Here is a 22,501-nt window from a genome sequence, read left to right on the forward strand (position 1 = left end):
AGGAACTAAAATGGCGAATCGTCTGGCATATCGTTCATTCTTGATGAACGAGTGATACCGCCTCCGTTGAAATCTTCAAAATTCTCCGAAGGTTTTAGATTGGAATTATCGTTTGGTTTGAAATCCATAAAATTGCCTCCGCCAGAATCCATTCCAGAGAAATCATCTTCCAAATCTACGAACTTCACATATTTACCGACAAAACGCAAAGGCACAATTCCGGTCTCTCCATTTCTGTGCTTCGCAATAATTACCTCGCCGATTCCAGCCGTTGATACTCCCGCCTCATCTTCCAAAATTCCGTAATATTCAGGACGATACAAGAACAACACCATATCCGCATCCTGCTCGATTGAACCCGACTCACGTAAATCGGATAACATCGGACGCTTGCTATTTCCTGGACGCGATTCCACCGCACGGCTTAATTGAGATAAAGCGATTACAGGGATATTCAACTCCTTTGCTACAGATTTCAAAGCCCTGGAAATACTACCAATCTCCTGCTCACGATTTCCAGCTCCACCTTTACCTTCGGCTTTACCGTGCATCAATTGCAAATAATCGACGATGACCATCTGAATATCATACTGAGCTTTTAGTCTTCTACATTTTGCTCTAAATTCAAACACGTTTAATGCTGGCGTATCATCGATAATCAAAGGCGCTTCGGTCAAACGGCCGATGCGCGAATGCAATTGTTGCCATTCGTAATCTGCCAGATTTCCTTTTTTTAATTTTTCTTGTTCGATTTCTGTTTCCCCTGCAATCAAACGATTCACCAACTGAACCGAAGACATCTCCAACGAGAAAACGACAACCGGCTTATTGTGATCCACTGCAGCGTTTCGGGCAACGGAAAGTACAAACGCCGTTTTTCCCATTGCTGGACGCGCAGCGATAATTACTAAATCCGAAGGTTGCCAACCAGAAGTCATTCGGTCTAAAGCCGACATGCCAGAAGGAATTCCTGTCAAACCATCGGTTTTGTCTCGAAGCAATTCCAAGTTATTGATTGCTTCACGCATGATGTCATCCATTTTTCTGGAATCTCTGCGTAAATTATTTTGAGCGATGTCAAATAAACTTTTTTCTGCGTGGTCTAACAAATCGAAAATATCAGAGGTTTCGTCGTAAGACGAATTGATAATTTCAGAAGAAACCTTAATTAGCTCGCGCTGAATATATTTTTGTGAAATAATACGTGCATGGTACTCGATATTTGCTGCCGAAACCACACGGTCTGTCAGCTGCGTTATGTAATAAGCACCACCTACGATTTCCAACGAGCCCATTTGGCGCAACTCTGCAGTTACGGTCAATAAATCGATAGGCGACGTTTTTTGAAATAAATTATAGATAGCCTGAAAGATTTTTTGGTGAGATTCTTTGTAAAACGATTCTGGTTTCAGAATATCGATGACCTCACTTAACGCATTTTTCTCCAACATCAAGGCTCCCAAAACCGCTTCTTCTAAATCGAGCGCTTGAGGAGGCAATTTCCCTAATCCGCTGACAAGATTATTCAAACTCGTACGCTTCTTATTGAAATTAGCTCGTCCCGGTTGACCAGGATTGTTATTGGAAAATTCGTTTTCTACAGACATTTTTTATTATTAATTCTTGTAATGTTTTAGCACTTAAATTTTGAGTAAAATTTGAAGGGGATAACAAATGTAGGAAAATTTACAGCACTTTAATTTACAAGTTTTAAACACCAAATGTGAATTAATAATTGTTCATCATTTCTCCGCCTCTTTATAAACGAGTTATCCACACTTTTGTTACCCCGAATGTTAGCCAAGTTTTCAACACATTCAACAACAATGCTTTAAAACGATGTTAAAAAGTATAACTGATGTGCATAACTCTAGACCATCTGTAGTTTATTTTATCAAAAATGCTATTTTTCTTAAAATCAAGATTCAAGTATTCAGCTAGTTTTCAAGAGTCTATGTTATTTATTTTTGAAAGCTTGGTGCTTTCAAATTATTCCATCTTTATTGTATCTTTGTCGTATGACGTCTAATGATACAACTACTGTAAAACCATATAAAGGACAAGAAGGAGCTAAGAAAGAGCAAGTTGCTGATATGTTCAATAATATATCGAAAACTTACGATTTCCTGAACCATTTTTTATCCTTAGGAATTGATATTATTTGGCGAAAAAAAGCAATCCGTTCGTTAAAATCAAGCCAACCACAGCTCATGCTGGATGTGGCTACAGGAACAGGCGACTTTGCCTTGGAATCGATAAAAATCTTAAATCCGAAAAAAATAATCGGCGTAGATATTTCTCAGGGAATGCTGGATGTGGCAAAAGAAAAAATCGCGAAACAAGGCTTGCAAGAACAATTTGAAGTTCATTTGGGCGATTCAGAACAGTTAAACTTTGACGACAATACGTTCGATGCTGTTACCGTTGCATTTGGTGTGCGCAATTTCGAAAATTTAGAAAAAGGAATTTCAGATATCTGCCGAGTATTGAAACCGGGAGGGAGAGCAATTATTTTGGAGTTCTCAAATCCTAAAGGATTTCCGATAAAACAACTGTATAATTTCTATTTTCATGCGGTCACTCCTACGATAGGAAAACTGTTTTCCAAAGATTCAAGTGCGTACGAATACCTTCCGGAATCTGTTGCTAATTTTCCAGATGGAGACAACTTTGCACAAATCATGAAAAATGCGGGTTTTAAATCGACAAAAGTAAGACCTCAGACTTTTGGTATTTGCACCATTTATGAAGCTGTTAAATGAGAAAAATTGTCATTTTAATTCTTTTTTTGTTTGGAATAACTTCGTCAGAAACGTTGCTGGCACAAAGAATCTCTTTTCCATTTTCTGGTGCATATGATGAAGATGCCGTGCTCAGAATCGGAATACAGTATTCTTATGTCAATGCGAGGTATATTCTTAATTTAAATGAGAATTGGTCGACGACTGGCATTGATTACGGGCCAACCAACAACAATACGTTACCAAATTTACAATCGATTCGTTCTCAAGCATCCCATGGAATGTCCGTCGGGTTGCCTATAGATGTTCGAATTACAGATAATTTATATTCTACATTCAGCCCTAACTTTGTTTTTATCAACAATTCAAGCATCACATTTACGGGTGTTGACCCAGAAATTGGCTTTATTGATAAACGCATGCGCCATACCACAGAATCCAGAGACGGTTCAAATTTTAATTCCTTTGAATTTCCATTGTCATTAAAATTACGTTCTGACGAGAAAGTGTTAAAGAACAAATTCAATCGCTACAGAGCTTATTTAACCGGCGGTACGAAGTACACACGATTCGTTGGATTATCACAAGAATACAATGAAATTGCTCTGGAACCAGAACAAGCAAATCCTTTACTTATCAAGCCTGGATATTTATCATGGGAAGCTGGAGTTGGCGTAGAAATTTTCTTCACCTATTTTAAAGTTTCTCCTGAAATAAAATTTTCTCAAAGTTTTGGCAATGTTTTGGACAAAAACCATGCTTTAAATACCGACAATCAATTTATGGAAAAATTGGACAAAGCTTTTGTCAGAAACATTCAGTTTAGTTTGATTTTCCAATAAAACATATGCAAGAAGTTAGAACAGTATTCATTACAGGAGCGAGCTCAGGAATCGGCGCATCTTGTGCCAAATTATTCGCTCAGGAAGGGAAATATAGATTATTGCTTTGCGCAAGAAGAATAGAGAAATTAATTCTTTTGCAAGATGAATTATTGACAATCAATCCTTCTTTACAAATCCATGTATTCCAATTGGATGTAAAAAATTCAGATGAGGTTAAAGAATCCATCGCTTCTCTACCCGAAGAATGGAAAAAAATCGATGTGCTGATTAACAATGCTGGTTTGAGTCAAGGTTTGGACCCAATCCAAAATGGAGATTTGGGAGATTGGGACCGCATGATTGACACCAACATCAAAGGATTGCTGTATGTCAGCAAAGCTGTAATTCCATTTATACAAAAAAGCAACAATGGGCATATCATCAACATCGGTTCTATCGCCGGAAAGGAAGTATATGCAAACGGGAATGTATATTGTGCCACAAAACATGCGGTCGATGCGCTGAATAAAGCCATGCGAATCGATTTGTTAAAAGATGGAATAAAAGTAACGGCAATCAATCCGGGAATGGTGGAAACTGAATTTTCAGAAGTACGTTTCCATGGAGACAAAGAACGTGCGAAAGCAGTTTATGACGGTCTATCCGCTTTGACACCGTTGGATATTGCAGAGATTATATCATTTGTTTTGTCAAGGCCAGCGCATGTGAATATCAATGATTTATTAGTGATGCCAACTGCACAAGCAAGTGGCTCAATCGTTCAAAGAAAATAAAATAACAATATTATGTCGTTAGAAATTAAAATCAATCAAGAGATTAAAAGCGCAATGATTGCCAAAGATAGCGTTAGGCTTCGCGGTTTGCGTGCCATTAAATCAAGCATACTTTTAGCTAAAACCGAGAAAGGCCATTCAGAAGAGTTGAATGAAGAAACCGAAATCAAAGTTTTACAAAAATTAGCAAAACAGCGCAAAGAATCTGCGGAAATTTACAAGACTCAGAATCGCGATGATTTATACCAAATCGAAATTGAAGAATTGAATGTGATTGAGGAATTTCTTCCAAAACAGTTAGACCGTTCTGAAATTGAAAAAATCATCCAAGAAATCATTTCTCAAAGTGGAGCGACTTCTGTTAAAGATATGGGAAAAGTAATGGGCGCTGCCAATCAGCAATTAGCTGGAAAAGCGGATGGAAAAACGATTTCTGAAGTCGTCAAATCGCTTTTGCAATAAGATGGATTACAGCTGGGCCATTAAAGAATTTCAAGAATTGTCGGCTACAGAATTGTATAAAATTCTACAGCTTCGGATTGATGTCTTTATGTTGGAACAAGATTGCTTGTACCCTGAATGTGACAACAAAGATTTTAAATCAGCGCATATTTTTGCGCAATCAGGCGAACAGATTATCGCATACGCTCGACTCGTGCACCCCGGAATATCCTACTCCGAAAGTTCCATTGGGCGCGTTGTTGTTCATAAAGACTTCAGAAAATTTGGATTAGGCAAAGAATTGATGGTTCGTTCGATTGAACAGGTTCTGAAAACTTATCCAAATCGCGGTATTCGCATTAGCGCACAAGCACATTTACAAAAATTTTACGAAGAGCTGGGCTTTTTGAAAGTGAGCGATGAATATTTGGAAGATAATATTCCGCACATCGAAATGCTTCATCAGTCGGCATAAAAAAAGGAGGTTTTGTTTAACCTCCTTTTTTGCTATTATCCTTTTTTTCGACTTCCGAACTCTTTATCTCGTTCGAATGTATTCATGTGTCTTTCTTTCTTAGCTGGATAAATATCATCCAAAATCAATAAAATTCCAGTTTCTTCCACTTCACCGAACTCATTGTTTCGTGATGTTCCAAACGTTTTCATCGAAGGCGAAAGATTCATATACGTATTGATTAAAGGAGGGATATTTTCTCCCAGTTCGCGCACGCGGTGATTCAATATTTTATAGCCTTCTTTGTAAGACAAGCCTTCAAAAATCCCTTCAATTTTAGAAATATCCGTTTTGTAACCGATTTTCAGATGGTCAAAAGGCACAACTAAATCTTCTCGGTCTGGGAAATAGGATTCCATAAAATAGATAAGCAAATCACGAGCTTCTTCGTTATAATGAGGATACATCGTCACTTTCCCAAATAAATATTTTATTTCAGGATTGATAACCACCAATGCACCTAAGCCATCCCATAGATTATCCAAAGAAAACAGACCTTTGCGATTATCGATCGCGGGCTGGAATCTAGGCTGTACCCAAGAACGTCCCAATTCCAATGTATACGGAAGGTAATCCTTGATGAATTTTTCTGAAAAATTAAAATAATGTGCTGTCGATAACTGGAAATGACCGTCTTCTTCAAGTGCATTTTCACATTTGATTACACGGTAACCTGCAATGATTTCTTGCTCTTCGGGATTCCACGCAATTAATTGGTCGTAATTGTGTGTACATGTATCATTTTCATCGATGTCAAGAGATAATCCTGTTCCACCCCCCGCATGTCTAAAAGTCAATTCACGCAGTCTCCCAATCTCACGCATAATATTTGGTGCTGCATGGTAGTTTATCAAGTAGACTTCATTATTTCCGTTATTGGTATAACGGATAAAAGAATCCTTGGTAAGCTCAGCTTTTATTAAATTTCTATCTACTGGATCGATAATTTCTTGCATATATTATTTTTTTTCCAATGCCATGTCATAAACCGTTTCTCTAACCTCTGCCGCCCATTCGAGCTCCGTTTTACGCTTATCAAAATGCGTGTAAGGAATCCGCTCCCCAATATGAATGGTTACGCAATGATTCCTTTGAGCGAACATTTCGTCAGGCAAATACAGCATTTCTATATTCGCTTTGATACCCACGCTCTGTCTTAATTTTGCTAAGTTGTAAAAAAAATTAGAATTCTTGCCATCAATATACACAGGAATAATGTCTTTTTTATATTTTTTGGATTTAGAAATGAAACTTTTCTTCCATTCTAAATCTTGTACTTTTCCATTTATTTTCCTTGAAACTAATCCAGCCGGAAAAACTAAAAGCGCCTGATCCGATGCATAAGCCCGATCTATGGCCGCGATTATATCTTTGCTTTGACCACCAACTTTGTTTACAGGAACGAATAAAGGTTCTAAATTCCGAATGTTCATCAGAATATCATTCACCAAAAATTTAACATCTTTTCGGTAACGTCCGATCGCTTCCATTAGCGCGACGCTATCTAAACCTCCCAATGGATGGTTAGATGCAAAAATCACGCTATCTTCTAAAGGAATATTTTCTCCGCCAACCAATTTGACCTCAACATTTAATTCCTTTAACAAAGCTTCAACAAAATCCAAACCAAACAGGTCACGATACTTGACCATGATGTAGTTTATATCATCTTCATGAATGATTTTCTTAAGATAGTTTATAACAGGTTTCGGTATCCATTTTGCTAATTTCGGACTTTTCTTGTGTATAACTTCCCTTACGTGAATGAATTTCTCTTGCTCGTTTGAATCCATAAATATTCTAAATACACAATTTTCTAAACCCTATATTTTTGTAAAAATAAGTAAAAATCTTTAAGAAATTAGGAAATAATCCCATCCGTTTTTAAAGTTTTTCAGTTATTAATTGATTATTATTAACTTAGTCATAGATATATTAAGCTCTCAAATTAAACCATATCAATTTTTAATTGTTTAATAGTATATTAGCAAACGAAACATGTATATCGGAGACATCATATCAGACTTTTATGCTGAAGTTAAATCTTCTGATACCGTCGCATACACGCTTGACAAGATTAACGAATTGCATTTCCACCAACTTCCTATTGTTGATGAAAAAGAATACAAGGGCTTAATTACAGAAGAACAATTGATTCAGATTTCAGATGACCAATTGACTTTAAAAGACATTAAATTACTAAGTCCATTAATCTACATCTTTGATTATCAGCATGTGTATGATGCTTTGCAAATCATTTCCATTTACAAAACAGATATCCTACCTGTTTTAAATAAGCAGATGCAGTATATTGGAGTGATTACCAATAACGATATTTTAAAATCGTTAAACAGCACGCTGGATAATGCGGAGAATGGTGCTATCATCGTACTGGAATTGGATGCGCGAGATCAATCCTTCACGCATTTAGCGCATATTATTGAATCTGAAAACACTAAAATCGTCAACGCCTCAAGCAGAGCTATTCCCGACAGCAACAAAATCGAGATGACGATTAAATTGAACAAAAACAATATTTCTTCGGTTATTGCTTCACTATGGCGATTTGATTACGAAGTCAAGGCGACTTTCAATGATGGCACGGATCAAGATGAATTATTGGATCGTTATGATCACCTGATGAATTATCTAGATCTCTAAAATTAATCTCTTAATATCATCTTCGTTATTCATTATCCAATAAATAGGTTGAATATTTATCTTCCATAGGATTCGTGTTCGTTTTTTCCCATCTTTGTTGTGTTATTTAACAACACAGACAATTATATGAAAAAGAAAGCCATTGCTATATATGGCCGAGAATTTAATAGTTCTGTTCTTCCCTATGTAGAGCAGGTTTTTGATTTTCTTGAGAAAAACGACGTAGAAGTTTTCATTTATTCCAATTTTCATGCATTTCTGATTAACCAATTTGGTTTTTCAGCGAATTGTGCAACATATACTTGTCATGAAGATTTACCTAAAGACGTTTTATTTGTTCTCAGTTTAGGCGGTGATGGAACCATGTTGTCTGCGGTTTCTATTATCAAAGATACTGGAATTCCAATTGCCGGAATTAATTTTGGACGTTTGGGCTTTTTGGCTACAATCAATAAAATTGAAATCGAAGAAGCGCTGACCCAAATACTAAATAAAGAATACCAATTACAGCCAAGGTCATTATTAAATGTAGAGTCTTCATCAGGTTCTCTTTTTGAAGGCAATCATTTTGCTTTAAATGACATGACGGTTTTCCGGTATGATAGCTCTTCCATGATCACGATCCATGTAAAGATCAATGGCGAAGTTTTAAATTCATATTGGGCAGATGGTCTAATTATCGCTACGCCGACAGGATCTACAGCATATTCTTTAAGCTGTGGAGGACCCATCATTATGCCAGGAAGCGGTAATTTCGTAATTACACCGATATCTCCACATAACTTAAATGTACGCCCGATCGTAATTTCTGCCGAAATGCAATTAGTACTGGAAATAGAAAGCCGTACGGAAAAATATATTTTCAGCAGTGACTCGAGAAGTGTTACTTTGCCCACAACAACCAGTTTGAAAATCAATAAGGCGAAATTTACAATTAACCTCATCCGCTTGAAAGCTGACGGATATTTTAAAACATTGAGAGAAAAACTGCTTTGGGGGATTGATGTTAGAAATTATTAAGTGTTAAAAATAGATAGTTTAGCTATTTTTAACGTCAATAAATTTCAACTGATACTATTAAATCAATTATCTTTACATCAAAATTTTAAATCTTGCTTAGAAAGATATATATAACATCGCTAGCCATTTTTATGTTGACCCTTTCTCCCGTCCTTGCACAGCAATGGGAAGTAGGCGCCAATCTTAGTGGCTCTGGTTATATGGGTGATATCAATCCAAGCAATCCTATTTATTTCAAAAGCTTTGCAGGAGGCATCAATCTTAAATACAATTTCAATCCGACATGGGGTGTCAAGGCTGGCGCTAACTTTTTGGAATTGACAGGTTCTGACCGAGATTTCTCTTCACAGCTTCAGCAAAATAGAAATTTGAATTTTCGCAACCATGTTTTGGAAGTTTCAGCTGTCGCTGAATTTAACTTCTTCAAATTTATCGCAAACCGCAAAGATAATCGATATACGCCTTATCTTTTTGCAGGCGTTGCGGGAATTATGCACAATCCGTTCGTAACATTCAGTACTGGTGAAAAATATTATTTAAGGGATTTGTATCTAGAGAATGATTTATTTGATCGTTCGTATAAACCGAGCAGGTATGCAGTAGCAATTCCATTCGGTGCTGGTTTTAAATACAACATCAGTGGGCCATGGACATTAGGTGCTGAAATTGGCTATCGTACGGCTTTGACTGACCACATCGACAATGTTAGTGGCAACTATACAACTTTGATTTATTCTGATCTTCCGGCATCTACGAGAGCTAGGATTGATGAAGCAACATGGTTATTCCTTGCTGACAAAAGCAACAATTTAGAAGAGAACGCTGGAAAAATGCGTGGCAATGGACAGCCATTAGATGGATATATGACAGCTGGGGTGACCGTAACGTATACATTTATAAGTCGAAAATGTTATTGGTGGTAATTGTATTGGCAAAAGAAAAATGAGTTTTAAAGATAAAATAGATAAAAAATCATTACCTAAACACATCGCCATCATTATGGACGGTAACGGAAGATGGGCTAAAGGTTTAGGGAAATTAAGAATATTCGGACATCAGAACGGAGTTTCTGCTGTACGTGAAGCTTTAGAGGGTGCTGTAGAAATCGGGATCGAATACCTTACATTATATGCCTTTTCTTCTGAAAACTGGAACAGGCCTAAATTAGAGGTTAAAGCGTTAATGGAAATTTTAGTCAATTCATTGACAAAGGAATTGCCGACTTTTCAAAAACATGGCGTACGATTGAACACCATCGGTAATTTGAAAGATTTGCCAGCTAACTGCCAGTCAAAACTGACCGAAACCATAGAGCTAACAAAAGACAATAAGGCATGTACATTAACATTGGCTTTAAGCTATGGCTCAAGAAATGAAATTTTGGAAGCAACAAAATCCATAGGCGAAAGGCTATTAAATGGCGATCTTAAGCTGGAAGATATAAATGAACAGGTAATCGAACAGCATTTATTTACGAAAAACATTCCTGACCCTGATTTATTGATCCGCACGAGTGGTGAACAGCGCATAAGTAATTTTATGCTTTGGCAGATTGCTTACACCGAATTGTGTTTCTTGCAAAAAATGTGGCCAGAATTCACGAGAGAGGATTTATTCGAATCGATTTATCAATTTCAGCAACGCGAAAGAAGATTTGGTAAAACGAGCGAACAATTATAATATTTAACTACCTTTGCGCCCAAATAAATCGCAATTACAGCGGAAAAATTGATATTTTTCTTTTAACAAAAATTAACAAGAGTTTGATGTACTTTAGCATCGATAAAATTTAGTAGATGAAGCATTTAATATTTTTAGTTACCGTTTTTTCAGTTTTTGTATCGCATTCATCTTATGCACAGATAACTGGAAACAAACCTATAAATCTTAATAACGCGGACGAAATAAGCTATTTAACTCCAAAAGATTATGTAATTGGTGGAATAACGGTTTCAGGAGCGCAGTATTTGGATCAAGAAGTTCTTATTACCATTTCAAAACTTGTTGTTGGACAATATATAGAAGTTCCAAGTGAGACTACTGCAAATGTTGTGAAAAATCTAATGTCTCAAAATTTATTTGAAGACGTGCAGCTTTATGCTACTAGCATAAAAGATGAAACTATATTTTTAGAAATACGCGTTGTAGAAAGACCTCGATTGACTCGTATTGACATTAATGGATTGAATAAAAGCCAAACCGAAGAAGTTCGTAAACGATTGAATACAGGTACTGGTAAAATCGTCAACGAAAATTTAATTCAAACGACCAAAGCGACCATTCAAAAGTTTTTACGTGAAAAATCATTTTTATATCCTGATATCACGATTACAGCAGAGAAAGATACATCACAAACTAACAATGAAATTTTAGTCGTAAATGTAGAACGCAACAAAAAAATCAAAGTTCGTAAAGTTACATTTACTGGGAATGAAGAATTCTCTAAAAGACAGCTTAACAAATATCTAAAAGGCGTAAAACCTCGCAAATTCTACAGAGTTTTCGGTCCAGGTAAATTCAAAGAAGATAAATACCTAGAAGCAAAGGAAAATTTAATTGCTAAAATGCAAGATAAAGGTTTCCGCGATGCAGAAATTATTAGAGACAGTGTATGGAGATTCGATGATAACGAAGTCGCAATCGACATCGATTTGTACGAAGGACCAAAATATTATATTGGAAATATTGAATGGTCTGGAAACTCCAAATACAGAGATTCAATCCTTAACATTATCCTTGGTATTAAAAAAGGTGATGTATTTAGCGAGGAAAAATTGACTACGAAATTGCAAGGCCCTACTCGTAATGGAGATGACATCGCTGCATTGTACCAAAATGATGGTTATTTAACGTATTCTGTACAGCCAATCATTAAAAAAATCTATCAAGATACCATTGATTTAGAGATTCAAATGTACGAAGGCAAGCAATACACGATCAATAACGTGATTTTGAAAGGAAATGACGTGACGAATGACCGTGTAGTTCTACGTTCTATTTACACTAAACCTGGACAAAAATATTCAAGAGAGGCAATTGTACGAAGTGTGCGTGAGATTTCTACATTGGGTATGTTTGATGAGCAAAAGGTTACACCGATGCCTATCAACTTAGATCATGAAAATGGGACAACCGATGTTGAATTTACCGTTGCAGAAAAACCTTCCGATCAGGTCGAGCTTTCCGGTGGTTACGGTGCTGGACAGATTATTGGCACTTTGGGTTTAACATTCAATAACTTCTCGACAAGTAACTTTTTCAATAAAGAAGCTTGGAAACCACTTCCTCGTGGAGATGGCCAAAAGTTGAGTATTCGTGGACAAACTTCTGGTAAACGTTACCAATCCTACAGTTTCTCATTCTCTGAACCTTGGTTAGGTGGTAAAAAACCTATTTACTTTGGTTTGAGTGCGTATACTTCAAATTCGTCAACAAATGGATTTGATTACTATACAGGTCAGCAAGTTGTTGCGGATTCAGAATTAAGCCGTATTTGGATGACTGGTGTGACAGGAACTTTAGGTAAACGTCTGCAATGGCCAGACAATTATTTCCAAGTGAACAGTTCATTGTCGTTCCAACGTTATAAATTACAGAATTACGGAAACTACTTCTTGTTCTCGAACGGTACAGCTTACAACATCAACTTTACGCAAGAGATTAGCCGTAACTCCATTGATGCACCTATTTATCCGACATCAGGTTCACACATCAAGTTTTCGGTTCAGTTAACTCCTCCTTACTCGTTGTGGAATAATTTAGATTATGACACTGCGCCTCAAGAAGAGAAATACAAATGGACAGAGTATCACAAATGGAAATTTGACTCGCAATGGTATACAAAAGTTGCCGGTAAACTAGTTTTAAAAACACAAGCACAGTTTGGTTACATAGGAAATTACACGTCTCGCACACCAACTTCTACATTTGAACGTTTCAAATTAGGTGGTGATGGTATGCAAGGATTCGATTTCTTACAAGGTTCTGAGATTATCGCGATGCGCGGTTACGCGAATGGTTATGTGATTCCTCAGACAACGGGTAGCAATCAACAAATTTATGCGGTACAGTCAGGTAGTCCAATTTATGCGAAATACCAAATTGAGTTGAGACATCCAGTAATGTTGAATGAGCAAGCAACAGTGTTTGTTTTAGCTTTTGCTGAAGCAGGTAATACTTGGGAAAAATTCGGCGATGTGAATCCGTTTAAAGTACGTAGAGCGGCCGGTGTTGGAGCTCGGATTTTCTTGCCTATCTTTGGTATGTTAGGAATTGACTACGGTCACGCATTCGATCCTATCCCTGGAATTCCGTCAAGTACATGGAAACAAAACTTTACATTTAGTATCTTACAAAATATGGGAGGATTTTAATTTAAACTTTTTGCAAAATTATTTGTCATAAAGATTAATTAGCATCATAAAAAATTAAAACAGATGAAAAAATTTATAGTAGCATTTGCATTTTTAGCCTTCATAACGACCAGTTCATTTGCCCAGCGTGTTGCATATGTGGATTCTGAATTCATTTTAAAGCATATTCCTGAATATGTTTCTGCACAAAAACAACTAGACGATTTGTCTACTCAATGGCAGGAAGATGTTGATAAGCAATATGGCGAAATTGAAAAATTGTACAAAGCCTATCAAAACGACCAAGTCTTATTAAACGATGATATGCGTCGCCGTAGAGAAGATGAGATTGTAAACAAAGAAAAACAAGTAAAAGACTTTCAGCGCCAGAAATTTGGCTTTGAAGGCGAGTTATATCAGCAACGTATCCGTTTAGTTAAACCTATACAAGATCGCGTAGCCAAAGCCATTCAAGATATTGCTACTGCGCAAGGATTGGACTTGATTTTGGATAAGGGAAGTGAAGTCACATTTCTTTATGCAAACCCTAATTTAGACAAGAGTAATGATATCATTACAAAATTAGGATTCAAGCCAGATGCATCTTTAGCAAATTAATTTTTTTTTTGTATAATTGACAAATTTTAAAATCGTATAACAAATAAAACTAAAAACAAAGCCTGTAAATTTCAGGCAGAGATGATGAATAACATGAAAGGAATGAAAAATTTATTAAAAAGTGCGATTATAATCGCTGTAGCAGTTTTCTCAACACAACTTGCACAAGCACAACAAAAAATTGGGCATATCAATTTTGGTGAACTGATTTCTTCTACACCAGAATTTAAAAACGCACAAGAACAATATAAAGTTTTGCAAGATGCTAAAACGAAAGAATTGCAGGATATGGGTGCTGCATTTCAGAAGAAACAAACTGAAGCAAACGACAAATTATTGAATCGCAGCGAAGCAAATAAAGCAACAGTTGATGCTGAATTGCAAGCTATGGGCGAAGAGTTAAGAACAATCGATACGCGTATCCAAGAAGTTCAACGTCTTGCTCAGGAAGAATTAGGTAAAAAAGAGCAAGAGTTATTTGATCCTATTCAAAAGAAAGTTCTTGATGCAATCAATGCTGTAGCAAAAGAAAAAGGATATGCTTATGTATTTGATATTTCAGGCTCTCAAATCCCTTATTTCCAAGGTGGCGATGATTTAACACCAGATGTTAAAACCAAATTAGGCGTTGTCGCTAAATAAGTAATTTAAAAATATTTTTAGAAGCTGTATCCAATAGGATGCAGCTTTTTTTTTGGAAAAAGAATCCCTTCTCTCCTACTGCAAAACCAATATTTTCTTAAATTTAATTTTTAATCTTTCCAAATAAAGTATTATGCATGCATAGTATTGATAGAATATTTATATTTGTTAGAACCGGAATGTTAATGTTATGATAAGCCAAATAGTATTTACACTCGTTTTTATTTTCTCTATCGCATTTTTCTATAAAAACGCGAAGACGATTTATAGAAATATAAAATTAGGAACGCAAACAGACCGTTCTGGAAATAAGAAAGAACGTTTAAAAATGATGTTGTTGGTTGCTTTTGGACAAAAGAAAATGTTCAAAAAACCAATTCCTGCCATTTTGCATCTATTCGTTTATGTTGGTTTTTGTATCATCAACATTGAAATGTTAGAGATTATCATCGATGGTATTTTTGGAACGCATCGATTTTTGTCTTTTATGGGCTCCTTCTACGATTTTTTGATTTATAGTTTCGAAATCCTAGCATTTTCAGTTTTAGTTGCCTGTGTTATCTTTTTAATACGTAGAAATATTCTTTACATCAAACGGTTTAGAAGCCATGATTTGGACAATTGGCCTCGTACAGATGCTAATCTTATCCTGTTTACGGAAATTATCTTAATGACAGCATTTTTGGTAATGAATGCAGCTGACGCAAAACTTCAATCGCTGCATGCCGAACATTATGTACAAGCAGGCTCATTTCCGATTAGCTCCTACTTAATCCCTTATCTTCCGGATTCCATATCTTCTTTGGTTGCCATTGAAAGAACAGCTTGGTGGGTACATATTTTAGGCGTTTTGGCATTTTTGAATTATTTGCCATTGTCTAAACATTTGCATATTATTTTGGCTTTTCCGAACACCTATTTTTCAAATTTAAATCCAAAAGGAAAATTTGAAAACATGCCAGCGGTAACAGCTGAGGTGAAATCCATGTTGGATCCTTCCATCCCACCTCCTTCTGGAGAAGTTTCGAGATTTGGCGTGAAAGATATTCAGGATTTGACTTGGAAAAATTTACTGGATGCATACACTTGCACAGAATGCGGACGATGCACCGCAGCTTGTCCAGCAAACATGACTGGCAAATTATTGTCGCCGAGAAAAATCATGATGGATACCAGAGACCGCATGGTCGAAGTTGGAAAGAACATAGACAATCCTCAAGAAAATGTAAGCGAAGAAAAATCATTAATTGACTCATACATCAGCAGAGAAGAAATATGGGCTTGTACGAGCTGTAATGCTTGTGTAGAACAATGTCCTGTCAACATCAATCCATTGGAAATAATTATTGGCTTACGCCAATATGCAGTAATGGAAGAATCACAGGCTCCGTCGAGCATCAACGGCATGTTAAGTAATTTAGAAAACAATGGCGCCCCTTGGAAATATTCGCAAGCAGATAGAGCCAATTGGACGAATTAAGAAAAAGATATGGAAGACAATTTACATATACCAACCGTAGCCGAATTAGTAGGCAAAGGAGAAGTTCCTGACTTATTATTTTGGGTGGGATGTGCAGGCAGTTTTGATGAGCGCGCGCAGCGCATCACCAAAGATATCTGCAAAATACTTAATCATGTTGGAATAAAGTATGCTATTTTGGGTACTGAAGAATCATGCACCGGCGACCCAGCAAAACGGGCAGGGAATGAATTTTTGTTCCAAATGCAAGCCATGATGAATATCCAAGTATTGGATGGCTATGAAATCAAAAAAATCGTCACCGCCTGTCCTCATTGTTTTAATACGTTAAAAAATGAGTATCCTTCTCTTGGAGGCCACTATGAAGTTATTCACCATACGCAATTGATTCAATCGCTTATTGACGAAGGAAAACTGAAACCAGCCGATGGAAATGAGTTTAAAGGAAAGAAAATAACCTACCACGACCCATGTTATTTAGGCCGAGGTAATGAAGTTTACGAAGCTCCGAGAAAAGTTTTGGAAACTTTAGATGCAGATTTAGTTGAGCTGAAACGATGTAAATCGAATGGACTATGCTGTGGCGCGGGTGGCGCTCAGATGTTCAAAGAACCTGAGCCTGGAAATAAAGATGTAAATATTGAGCGTGTTGAAGAAATCATCGATTCAAAAGCGACGATAGTCGCAGCGGCTTGTCCGTTCTGTATGACGATGATAAGCGATGGCGTGAAAGTAAAGGAAAAAGAATCGGAAATTAAGGTTTTAGATATTGCAGAAATCACGGTTAAAGCAAATAAAATTTAGCGTTTTAAGTACCCAGGAGCAGATTCGAACTGCCACGCCCATTCAGGCGCCACCCCCTCAAGATGGTGCGTCTACCAATTTCGCCACCTGGGCATCTTGCCGTTAAAAATACAGTATTTTTTCGAAGCTTAAAATAAAATTTCTTGAATTAATCGTGATTTTGATCGATTAAAGTCTGAATGACACCATCCACTAAACCAACACGTGGAGCGACGATATTTTTCAGGCTTCCTACGCGCATAATAGTCAAGAATATCTCTGAAGCAGGAATAATTACGTCGGCTCTATCTGGCTTCAAACCCAAAACTTGCACACGGTCTTTCATCGAATACGAAGAAAGGTGTTCAAAAATAGCTTTTAATTTGGCATAGGAAATCGGTTTGTCCACTTTGTCATTCGCGATCCGAGATAATTTATTGATGTTACCTCCAGTACCGATCCCGTAAATGTTCTTGTGATTCTTAGTAATATCTTTCACCCACTTTTTCATGTCGTCCCAAGTCTCTGGCTCATCCTGATTATCTAAAATACGGATTGTTCCCAGATTGAAAGACCTAGAATCAACCAATTCACCGTTTGCAAATAAAGAAATTTCAGTACTTCCTCCACCTACATCAATGTACAGATAGGTTTTATTTTTATCCATCTTCGTATTCAGATGGCTATTATAAATAATTTGTGCTTCTAAAGAACCGTCAATAATCTGAATATCAATCCCCACTTCACTGCATGCTTTGACAACATCAGCTCCGTTATCGGCTTCTCTCATCGCAGAAGTTGCGCAAGCCATGTATTCGGTCACTTTGTAAACGTCCATTAGATCTCTGAAAGCACGCATGGTTTTGACCATGTTATCAAACTTAGGTTTTGATATCCGATGCTGAATAAAAGCATCGTCTCCTAAGCGTAAAGGAACACGTAAGAGTGTATTTTTTTTAAATGTAACTTCATTTTTTTGTTCGACAATATCAGCAATCAATAAACGCACAGCATTCGAACCGATATCTATAGCAGCATACCTCACAAGATTTCTAATTTAGCTAAAAAATTATTGTAAAAATTTATTCTGCGTAAAGATAGAAGTAATTGAAACAAATAAATATAAGTTAACATTAAATTAATGTTAACTTATTATTAATCTTATTTCTTAGGGTCAGAAAGGATTTCTAACTGCGTGATAATCTGCTCAGGTTGAACATAATAGGGTTTTCGGTTTCGAATCGTCTCATAGACTTCCTCAAAAACCTGCATGTAATTTCCTTTGTCAGAAGAAATCGGTAGTTGTTCGCTTTCGCCTGGTTTGTGTACGATGGTGAGAAGTCCAGAACTACCCGCATCTTCAACACCGTATATTGCGTTGTCAGGTGTAATGTCCAATAATAACTGACGCTCTTGAACATCGGTTCTATTTTTTATAAAAGAACCTTTCGTTGCATGCAGCACAAAACTTGCTTGCGGATCAGCAACAAGCAGGCTTGTCGTGATAAAGACATTTAGCCCCTTTTTATAGTTTAGAATCAAACAGGCGTAATCATCTACTTTTGATTGAGGACGATGCGTCGATTTAATTTTAGTCACTGAATATGGTTTGCCGAAAAGAGAAATGGTTTGATCCAATAAATGAGATCCCAAATCATATAAAATTCCAGAAGCTGGCCTTTTTGTTTCTTTAAAAACTTTAGGTCCTACATCCATTTTATAGCGGTCAAAGCGAAGGTGCAATTCAATGGGCTCGCCAATCTCTCCAGATTCCAAAACTTTCTTAAGCGAAATAAAATCAGAATCAAAACGTCGATTGTGGTAAGCCATGACCTGCTTTCCAACTTTTGCTCCTAATTCAAACAATTCATTTGCTTCTTCGACTGTTGGCGCAAATGGCTTTTCGATAAGCACGTGTTTACCAGCTAATAAAGCTTTTTTAGCAAAATCAACGTGCGTATCATTCGGCGTGTTGACTATGACCAGCTCAATGCTTTCATCAGCCAACAAATCATCTACGGATGTGTATCGCGTAACGTGAGGATATTTGAGCTGCGCTTCATTTTTGCTGCGTTCAACAATTGCTGAAAGCAAAAAATGTTCGTTAACCTCTATAAACGGCGCATGGAATACCCTTCCGGACATTCCATACGACAATATACCTGTTTGGATAGGACTTTCAGCCATCTAATTAGTGATGAGCCCCTTCATGGATTTCTCCACCAGATTTTTTATACAATTCTTCTAATGTATGCAATTTATCCGCAGCGAAATCACGCAAAACTTTATTCGTGTTTCTTGACAAGCGAGTGAATTGATCCAAAATAATTGCTTGTTCGTGTTGTGTATGTTTTAGATACGCATCATCTGAATAAGCATGTGCATTAACAGCAGGCTGTGCGGCTACTGAAGAAGTCGAATCCAAAGCCGTGCTAACTGGAGTTGCGGCAGTTTCAGTGTGTGCTGCAAAACTTTCTGCTCCTCTAATAGGAAAATCAACAAAAAACTTAGTTGCTAAAGAATCTAATTGAGGCAATAAGTCTCCGTATACTTTTTCAATTTCAGCGGAAATCTCTTTTACTTTAGCAGAAGAGTTTGCTGAATTAGCATAGGCTGCATATTGAACTTCATAAGGAGTTTTCGTACCTACAACTTGGAAAAAATGATAAGCATCACCATCTACACGCGTAGTGTGTGTGTATTTCACTTGATTTTCCTCAGCCTTTTTATTGCTGCATGAAACAAAAAATGCACTTGCGCATAATACTGAAGCAACGATTGAATTTATTTTCATTATGTATTTCTTTATGCTTACAAAATTAAAAAATTATCCTATACATCCTAAAATAAGCTGATTAATTTTGAATTAAGCTAAGTTTCGGCCAGCGTTAACCACTCCGTAAATCGTTCTGCTAATTAACTTCGTGTAACTCGCTTTCGTTTCTTCTGATAGCTGACGGCTTTGCAAAGCGCGGATTGCATAATGCTGAATAATCAATAAAGGCAATACGATTTTTTCTCTTGCCAAAATAGAAGCTCGTTCGATTGGATAATTTTCCATCAACACTTTGGAGTTTGATAACTTCAAAACATATTTTTTTGTAGTCTCATATTCCGTGAACAACATTTTCCAGAACTCACCGAATTTCTCATCATTTTTCATGTACTCAGTGATGTTGAAATTAGATTTGGTCATGGACATCATGCAGTTGTCGATTAACGTGTTGAACATACCCGAAGTTTCATACAAATTAGTCACTGAAGACCACAAATTATTTTCTTCTGCCCATTTCAATGCAGAACCTACTCCATAAAAACCTGGAATGTTCTGTTTCAACTGGCTCCATGAAGTCACAAAACTGATCGCTCTCAAATCTTCTAGCCTCAATTCCCTATCCGAATTTCGTTTAACTGGACGAGAACTGATGTTGATGTTTGATAACGATTTCAGCGGGCTCAACGTTTCCAAATAGTTCAAGAACAATGGGTTTTTTCGCAAGCTTAAGAATTTTGCATGGCTTTCGTGCGCCATCTTATCAATCACTGATTTTTGAGAAGACGTCAGCGTATCTCCTTCTTTTTGTTCTAAATCGGAAATTATACCCGCATACAGCAATTGTTCAATGTTGTATTGCGCAGTGTCCAAAGAACCGTATTGGCTACTGATGGTTTGGCCTTGAATCGTCAATTGAATATGTTTGTTTTCAATCTCTTTGCCCATCGATGCATAAAAGCGCTGTGTCTTGCCACCGCCACGAGCAGGAGGTCCTCCCCTTCCATCAAAGAACACCAAATCAACTTTGTATTCTCTAGCGATAGCTGTAAGTTCGATTTTCGCTTTGTAGATCGACCAATTCGCCATCAAATAACCACCGTCTTTTGTACTGTCAGAAAAGCCCAACATGATGGTTTGCTTGTTGCCTCTTTTTTTGATGTGCGCTTTGTAGTGTTTATTTGTATACAACGAACGCATCACATCCGCTGCGCGGGATAAATCGTCCACTGTTTCGAACAATGGAACGAAATCGATCGTCAAGCTGTCCTTCTTCCAGCCATTCCACAAAAACAATTGCATCAACTCTAAAATGTCAGAAGCTTGCTGGCAATTGCTGATAATGAAACGTTGCGCAGCACGCTCACTTCCAGATTTCTGGATTGTCTTCAACAATTTGATTACATCAACCGTATCTTGGATCAATGCGTCTGCATCGTCTGCATAGTTTAAATTCAGCTCATTAAACTTGATTTCAGCTTGCTTTTCTTCTTCTGATTTGGATAATTTATCCAAATTAAAACTGGTTTCTTTTTGATTATTTTCAATCAGGTATGAGAACGTCTCTCTCAGCACACTGCTATCCTGACGGATATCCAATGTCGTGAAATAGCATCCAAAAGTATTAACCTTCCGGATCAAGTCTTCCACAATCTCGACAAACAATCCATTGTGGTATTTATTTAAGACATCTTTAACCGCATTTAGATTTTCAAGAATAATTCCTGTCTCATCATCTGGATGCTCAATCGGATTAAAACTGTTTTCGTAAAATAAGTTTTGTAAAATATCAAGGTATTTTTCTACCCCTTTAAACGTAATTCTGCGTTTGACAATTCTGAAATCGCGATAATAACACCTAAATAAGATTGTTCTCAATAAAGTTGCAACCTTCCTAGTACTTTCTGCACTTACGTTCGGATTCCCATCGCGGTCACCGCCTGGCCAAAAACCAAGCTCTACCAATTGCTTCACATCTTCCGTCGGAACTTCTAGCTCATCATCAATTTTAGATTGGATTTCTGATGCTACGCTATAAAAGACATTCTCAAGGTACCAAGCCAGACTGATCGCTTCGTCGACCGGAGTCGGCTTTTCTTTATTGATAAATGGCGTTTTACCCAATTGCTGAAGCAACAGGTAAATATTTGGAATATCGTTGATTTTCATTGCCTCAATCAAATCATTGATAATTCCTAGAACAGGTCCAGGATAGAACTGAGTTGGATGCGCAGTTAAGACTAAGCGGACAGAAAAATCTTTTAATTTATTGATGATTTGTTTTTTCAGTTGTGGATTGTTATTCGACAATTGAAACAAGCTATGCAATCCTCGAACATCATCCGTTCCGCTTACATGAGCGAAGGAAGAATCTTCGATCGCATCAAAAAGAACAACCTGACGCTCAACATATTGCACTATTCTAAACAATAGATCAATTCGGTCCTCTTCTTGTACAAATTGCTCGTATTGATTGAAGAAACTATCGATAATTTCCTCTGGCGGTAAATGATTGTTTACGCCATTTTCACAGTGTGTCGTAAAAAATGGCAATAATGTTCCTGTATGTTTAACCGTTTGAAATGGTAATGTTAAAAATAAACTTTTAAACAAATCAAATCGTGTCAACACTTCGTTCTGAAATGTAGTTTGTTTTTGACTTAACTTCATTTTGTATTATTAATGATTTGGACGTGGTGTTTAGTAAAAATGTTGAATCCCAACCTCAAATATACTATTCTTTAATTAAAAACGGCTAAATGATATAAAAATCACATTCGTTTAACAAATTATTTACTAAAATGAAAAGAACAATACAAGCTTTGATGTGTTCTACTACTACGTAAACTAAACATTTT

At 36.8% G+C, this 22,501-nt stretch carries 21 protein-coding genes and 1 tRNA gene; 14 read left to right on the top strand and 8 right to left on the bottom strand.

Annotated elements, in window-relative coordinates; genetic code table 11:
• Positions 1–5 precede the first annotated feature (5 nt).
• Complete coding sequence (gene dnaB, locus C4F49_RS06055) at positions 6–1,607, bottom strand: replicative DNA helicase (protein ID WP_196934985.1); 1,602 nt, start codon at positions 1,605–1,607, stop codon at positions 6–8.
• Between the two features lie 411 nt (positions 1,608–2,018).
• Between dnaB and ubiE the strand changes: the two genes are divergently transcribed.
• Genes ubiE through C4F49_RS06080 form a run of 5 tightly spaced genes read left to right on the top strand, consistent with a single transcriptional unit; the run spans position 2,019 to position 5,275 of the window.
• The gene (ubiE, locus tag C4F49_RS06060) at positions 2,019–2,762 is read left to right on the top strand and encodes a bifunctional demethylmenaquinone methyltransferase/2-methoxy-6-polyprenyl-1,4-benzoquinol methylase UbiE (RefSeq protein ID WP_196934986.1); all 744 of its coding nucleotides are present in this window, start codon (positions 2,019–2,021) and stop codon (positions 2,760–2,762) included.
• A complete protein-coding gene (locus C4F49_RS06065) occupies positions 2,759–3,583 on the top strand; it encodes a PorT (protein ID WP_231388220.1) in 825 nt (274 codons plus the stop codon). The genes ubiE and C4F49_RS06065 overlap by 4 nt, the downstream gene beginning before the upstream one ends.
• Positions 3,584–3,588: 5 nt before the next feature.
• Positions 3,589–4,359 (top strand): SDR family NAD(P)-dependent oxidoreductase, encoded by a 771-nt coding sequence (locus tag C4F49_RS06070; protein ID WP_196934987.1) that lies wholly within the window; start codon positions 3,589–3,591, stop codon positions 4,357–4,359.
• Positions 4,360–4,371: 12 nt separating this feature from the next.
• Entirely contained in the window at positions 4,372–4,821 is a 450-nt protein-coding gene (locus tag C4F49_RS06075; protein ID WP_196934988.1) for a GatB/YqeY domain-containing protein, read from the top strand.
• A gap of 1 nt (position 4,822) precedes the next feature.
• Positions 4,823–5,275 carry a GNAT family N-acetyltransferase gene (locus tag C4F49_RS06080; RefSeq protein ID WP_196934989.1) on the top strand — a complete coding sequence of 151 codons (453 nt, stop codon included), beginning with the start codon at positions 4,823–4,825 and terminating at the stop codon, positions 5,273–5,275.
• 35 nt (positions 5,276–5,310) lie between these two features.
• Here C4F49_RS06080 and C4F49_RS06085 read toward each other — a convergent pair whose 3' ends face one another.
• Positions 5,311–6,270, bottom strand: coding sequence for a GNAT family N-acetyltransferase (locus C4F49_RS06085; RefSeq protein WP_196934990.1), 960 nt, complete (start codon positions 6,268–6,270; stop codon positions 5,311–5,313).
• Between the two features lie 3 nt (positions 6,271–6,273).
• The gene (locus tag C4F49_RS06090; RefSeq protein WP_196934991.1) at positions 6,274–7,107 is read right to left on the bottom strand and encodes a 1-acyl-sn-glycerol-3-phosphate acyltransferase; all 834 of its coding nucleotides are present in this window, start codon (positions 7,105–7,107) and stop codon (positions 6,274–6,276) included.
• Between the two features lie 205 nt (positions 7,108–7,312).
• On the opposite strand from C4F49_RS06090, the gene C4F49_RS06095 reads away from it, so the two are divergent.
• The 9 genes from C4F49_RS06095 to C4F49_RS06135 all read left to right on the top strand — a co-directional run bounded on the left by C4F49_RS06095 (position 7,313) and on the right by C4F49_RS06135 (position 16,891).
• Positions 7,313–7,975, top strand: a complete 663-nt coding sequence (locus C4F49_RS06095) for a CBS domain-containing protein (RefSeq protein ID WP_196934992.1) — start codon at positions 7,313–7,315, stop codon at positions 7,973–7,975.
• 126 nt (positions 7,976–8,101) lie between these two features.
• The gene (locus tag C4F49_RS06100; protein ID WP_196934993.1) at positions 8,102–8,995 is read left to right on the top strand and encodes an NAD kinase; all 894 of its coding nucleotides are present in this window, start codon (positions 8,102–8,104) and stop codon (positions 8,993–8,995) included.
• Between the two features lie 92 nt (positions 8,996–9,087).
• The gene (gene porG / locus C4F49_RS06105) at positions 9,088–9,918 is read left to right on the top strand and encodes a type IX secretion system protein PorG (protein ID WP_231388221.1); all 831 of its coding nucleotides are present in this window, start codon (positions 9,088–9,090) and stop codon (positions 9,916–9,918) included.
• 19 nt (positions 9,919–9,937) lie between these two features.
• A complete protein-coding gene (locus C4F49_RS06110) occupies positions 9,938–10,675 on the top strand; it encodes an isoprenyl transferase (RefSeq protein ID WP_196934994.1) in 738 nt (245 codons plus the stop codon).
• Positions 10,676–10,791: 116 nt separating this feature from the next.
• The gene (locus C4F49_RS06115) at positions 10,792–13,368 is read left to right on the top strand and encodes a BamA/OMP85 family outer membrane protein (protein ID WP_196934995.1); all 2,577 of its coding nucleotides are present in this window, start codon (positions 10,792–10,794) and stop codon (positions 13,366–13,368) included.
• A gap of 63 nt (positions 13,369–13,431) precedes the next feature.
• Complete coding sequence (locus C4F49_RS06120; protein WP_196934996.1) at positions 13,432–13,965, top strand: OmpH/Skp family outer membrane protein; 534 nt, start codon at positions 13,432–13,434, stop codon at positions 13,963–13,965.
• Positions 13,966–14,067: 102 nt separating this feature from the next.
• Positions 14,068–14,607: an OmpH/Skp family outer membrane protein gene (locus C4F49_RS06125; protein WP_196934997.1), complete on the top strand. Its 540-nt coding sequence runs from the start codon at positions 14,068–14,070 to the stop codon at positions 14,605–14,607.
• 190 nt (positions 14,608–14,797) lie between these two features.
• A complete protein-coding gene (locus C4F49_RS06130; RefSeq protein WP_196934998.1) occupies positions 14,798–16,087 on the top strand; it encodes a 4Fe-4S dicluster domain-containing protein in 1,290 nt (429 codons plus the stop codon).
• Positions 16,088–16,096: 9 nt separating this feature from the next.
• Complete coding sequence (locus C4F49_RS06135; RefSeq protein WP_196934999.1) at positions 16,097–16,891, top strand: (Fe-S)-binding protein; 795 nt, start codon at positions 16,097–16,099, stop codon at positions 16,889–16,891.
• Positions 16,892–16,900: 9 nt separating this feature from the next.
• Here the strand turns inward: C4F49_RS06135 and C4F49_RS06140 are convergent.
• From C4F49_RS06140 to C4F49_RS06160, 5 genes are all read right to left on the bottom strand, one after another.
• Positions 16,901–16,984: transfer RNA gene (locus C4F49_RS06140), tRNA-Leu, on the bottom strand.
• A 55-nt stretch (positions 16,985–17,039) separates the two neighbouring features.
• Positions 17,040–17,915, bottom strand: a complete 876-nt coding sequence (locus C4F49_RS06145) for a Ppx/GppA phosphatase family protein (protein WP_196935000.1) — start codon at positions 17,913–17,915, stop codon at positions 17,040–17,042.
• Positions 17,916–18,031: 116 nt separating this feature from the next.
• Positions 18,032–19,057, bottom strand: coding sequence for a Gfo/Idh/MocA family oxidoreductase (locus tag C4F49_RS06150; protein WP_196935001.1), 1,026 nt, complete (start codon positions 19,055–19,057; stop codon positions 18,032–18,034).
• Between the two features lie 4 nt (positions 19,058–19,061).
• Entirely contained in the window at positions 19,062–19,664 is a 603-nt protein-coding gene (locus C4F49_RS06155; RefSeq protein ID WP_196935002.1) for a hypothetical protein, read from the bottom strand.
• 72 nt (positions 19,665–19,736) lie between these two features.
• A complete protein-coding gene (locus tag C4F49_RS06160) occupies positions 19,737–22,313 on the bottom strand; it encodes a phosphoenolpyruvate carboxylase (RefSeq protein ID WP_196935003.1) in 2,577 nt (858 codons plus the stop codon).
• Between the last annotated feature and the right edge of the window lie 188 nt (positions 22,314–22,501).

This window comes from Sphingobacterium hungaricum, assembly GCF_015210005.1.
GTDB lineage: Bacteria > Bacteroidota > Bacteroidia > Sphingobacteriales > Sphingobacteriaceae > Sphingobacterium > Sphingobacterium hungaricum.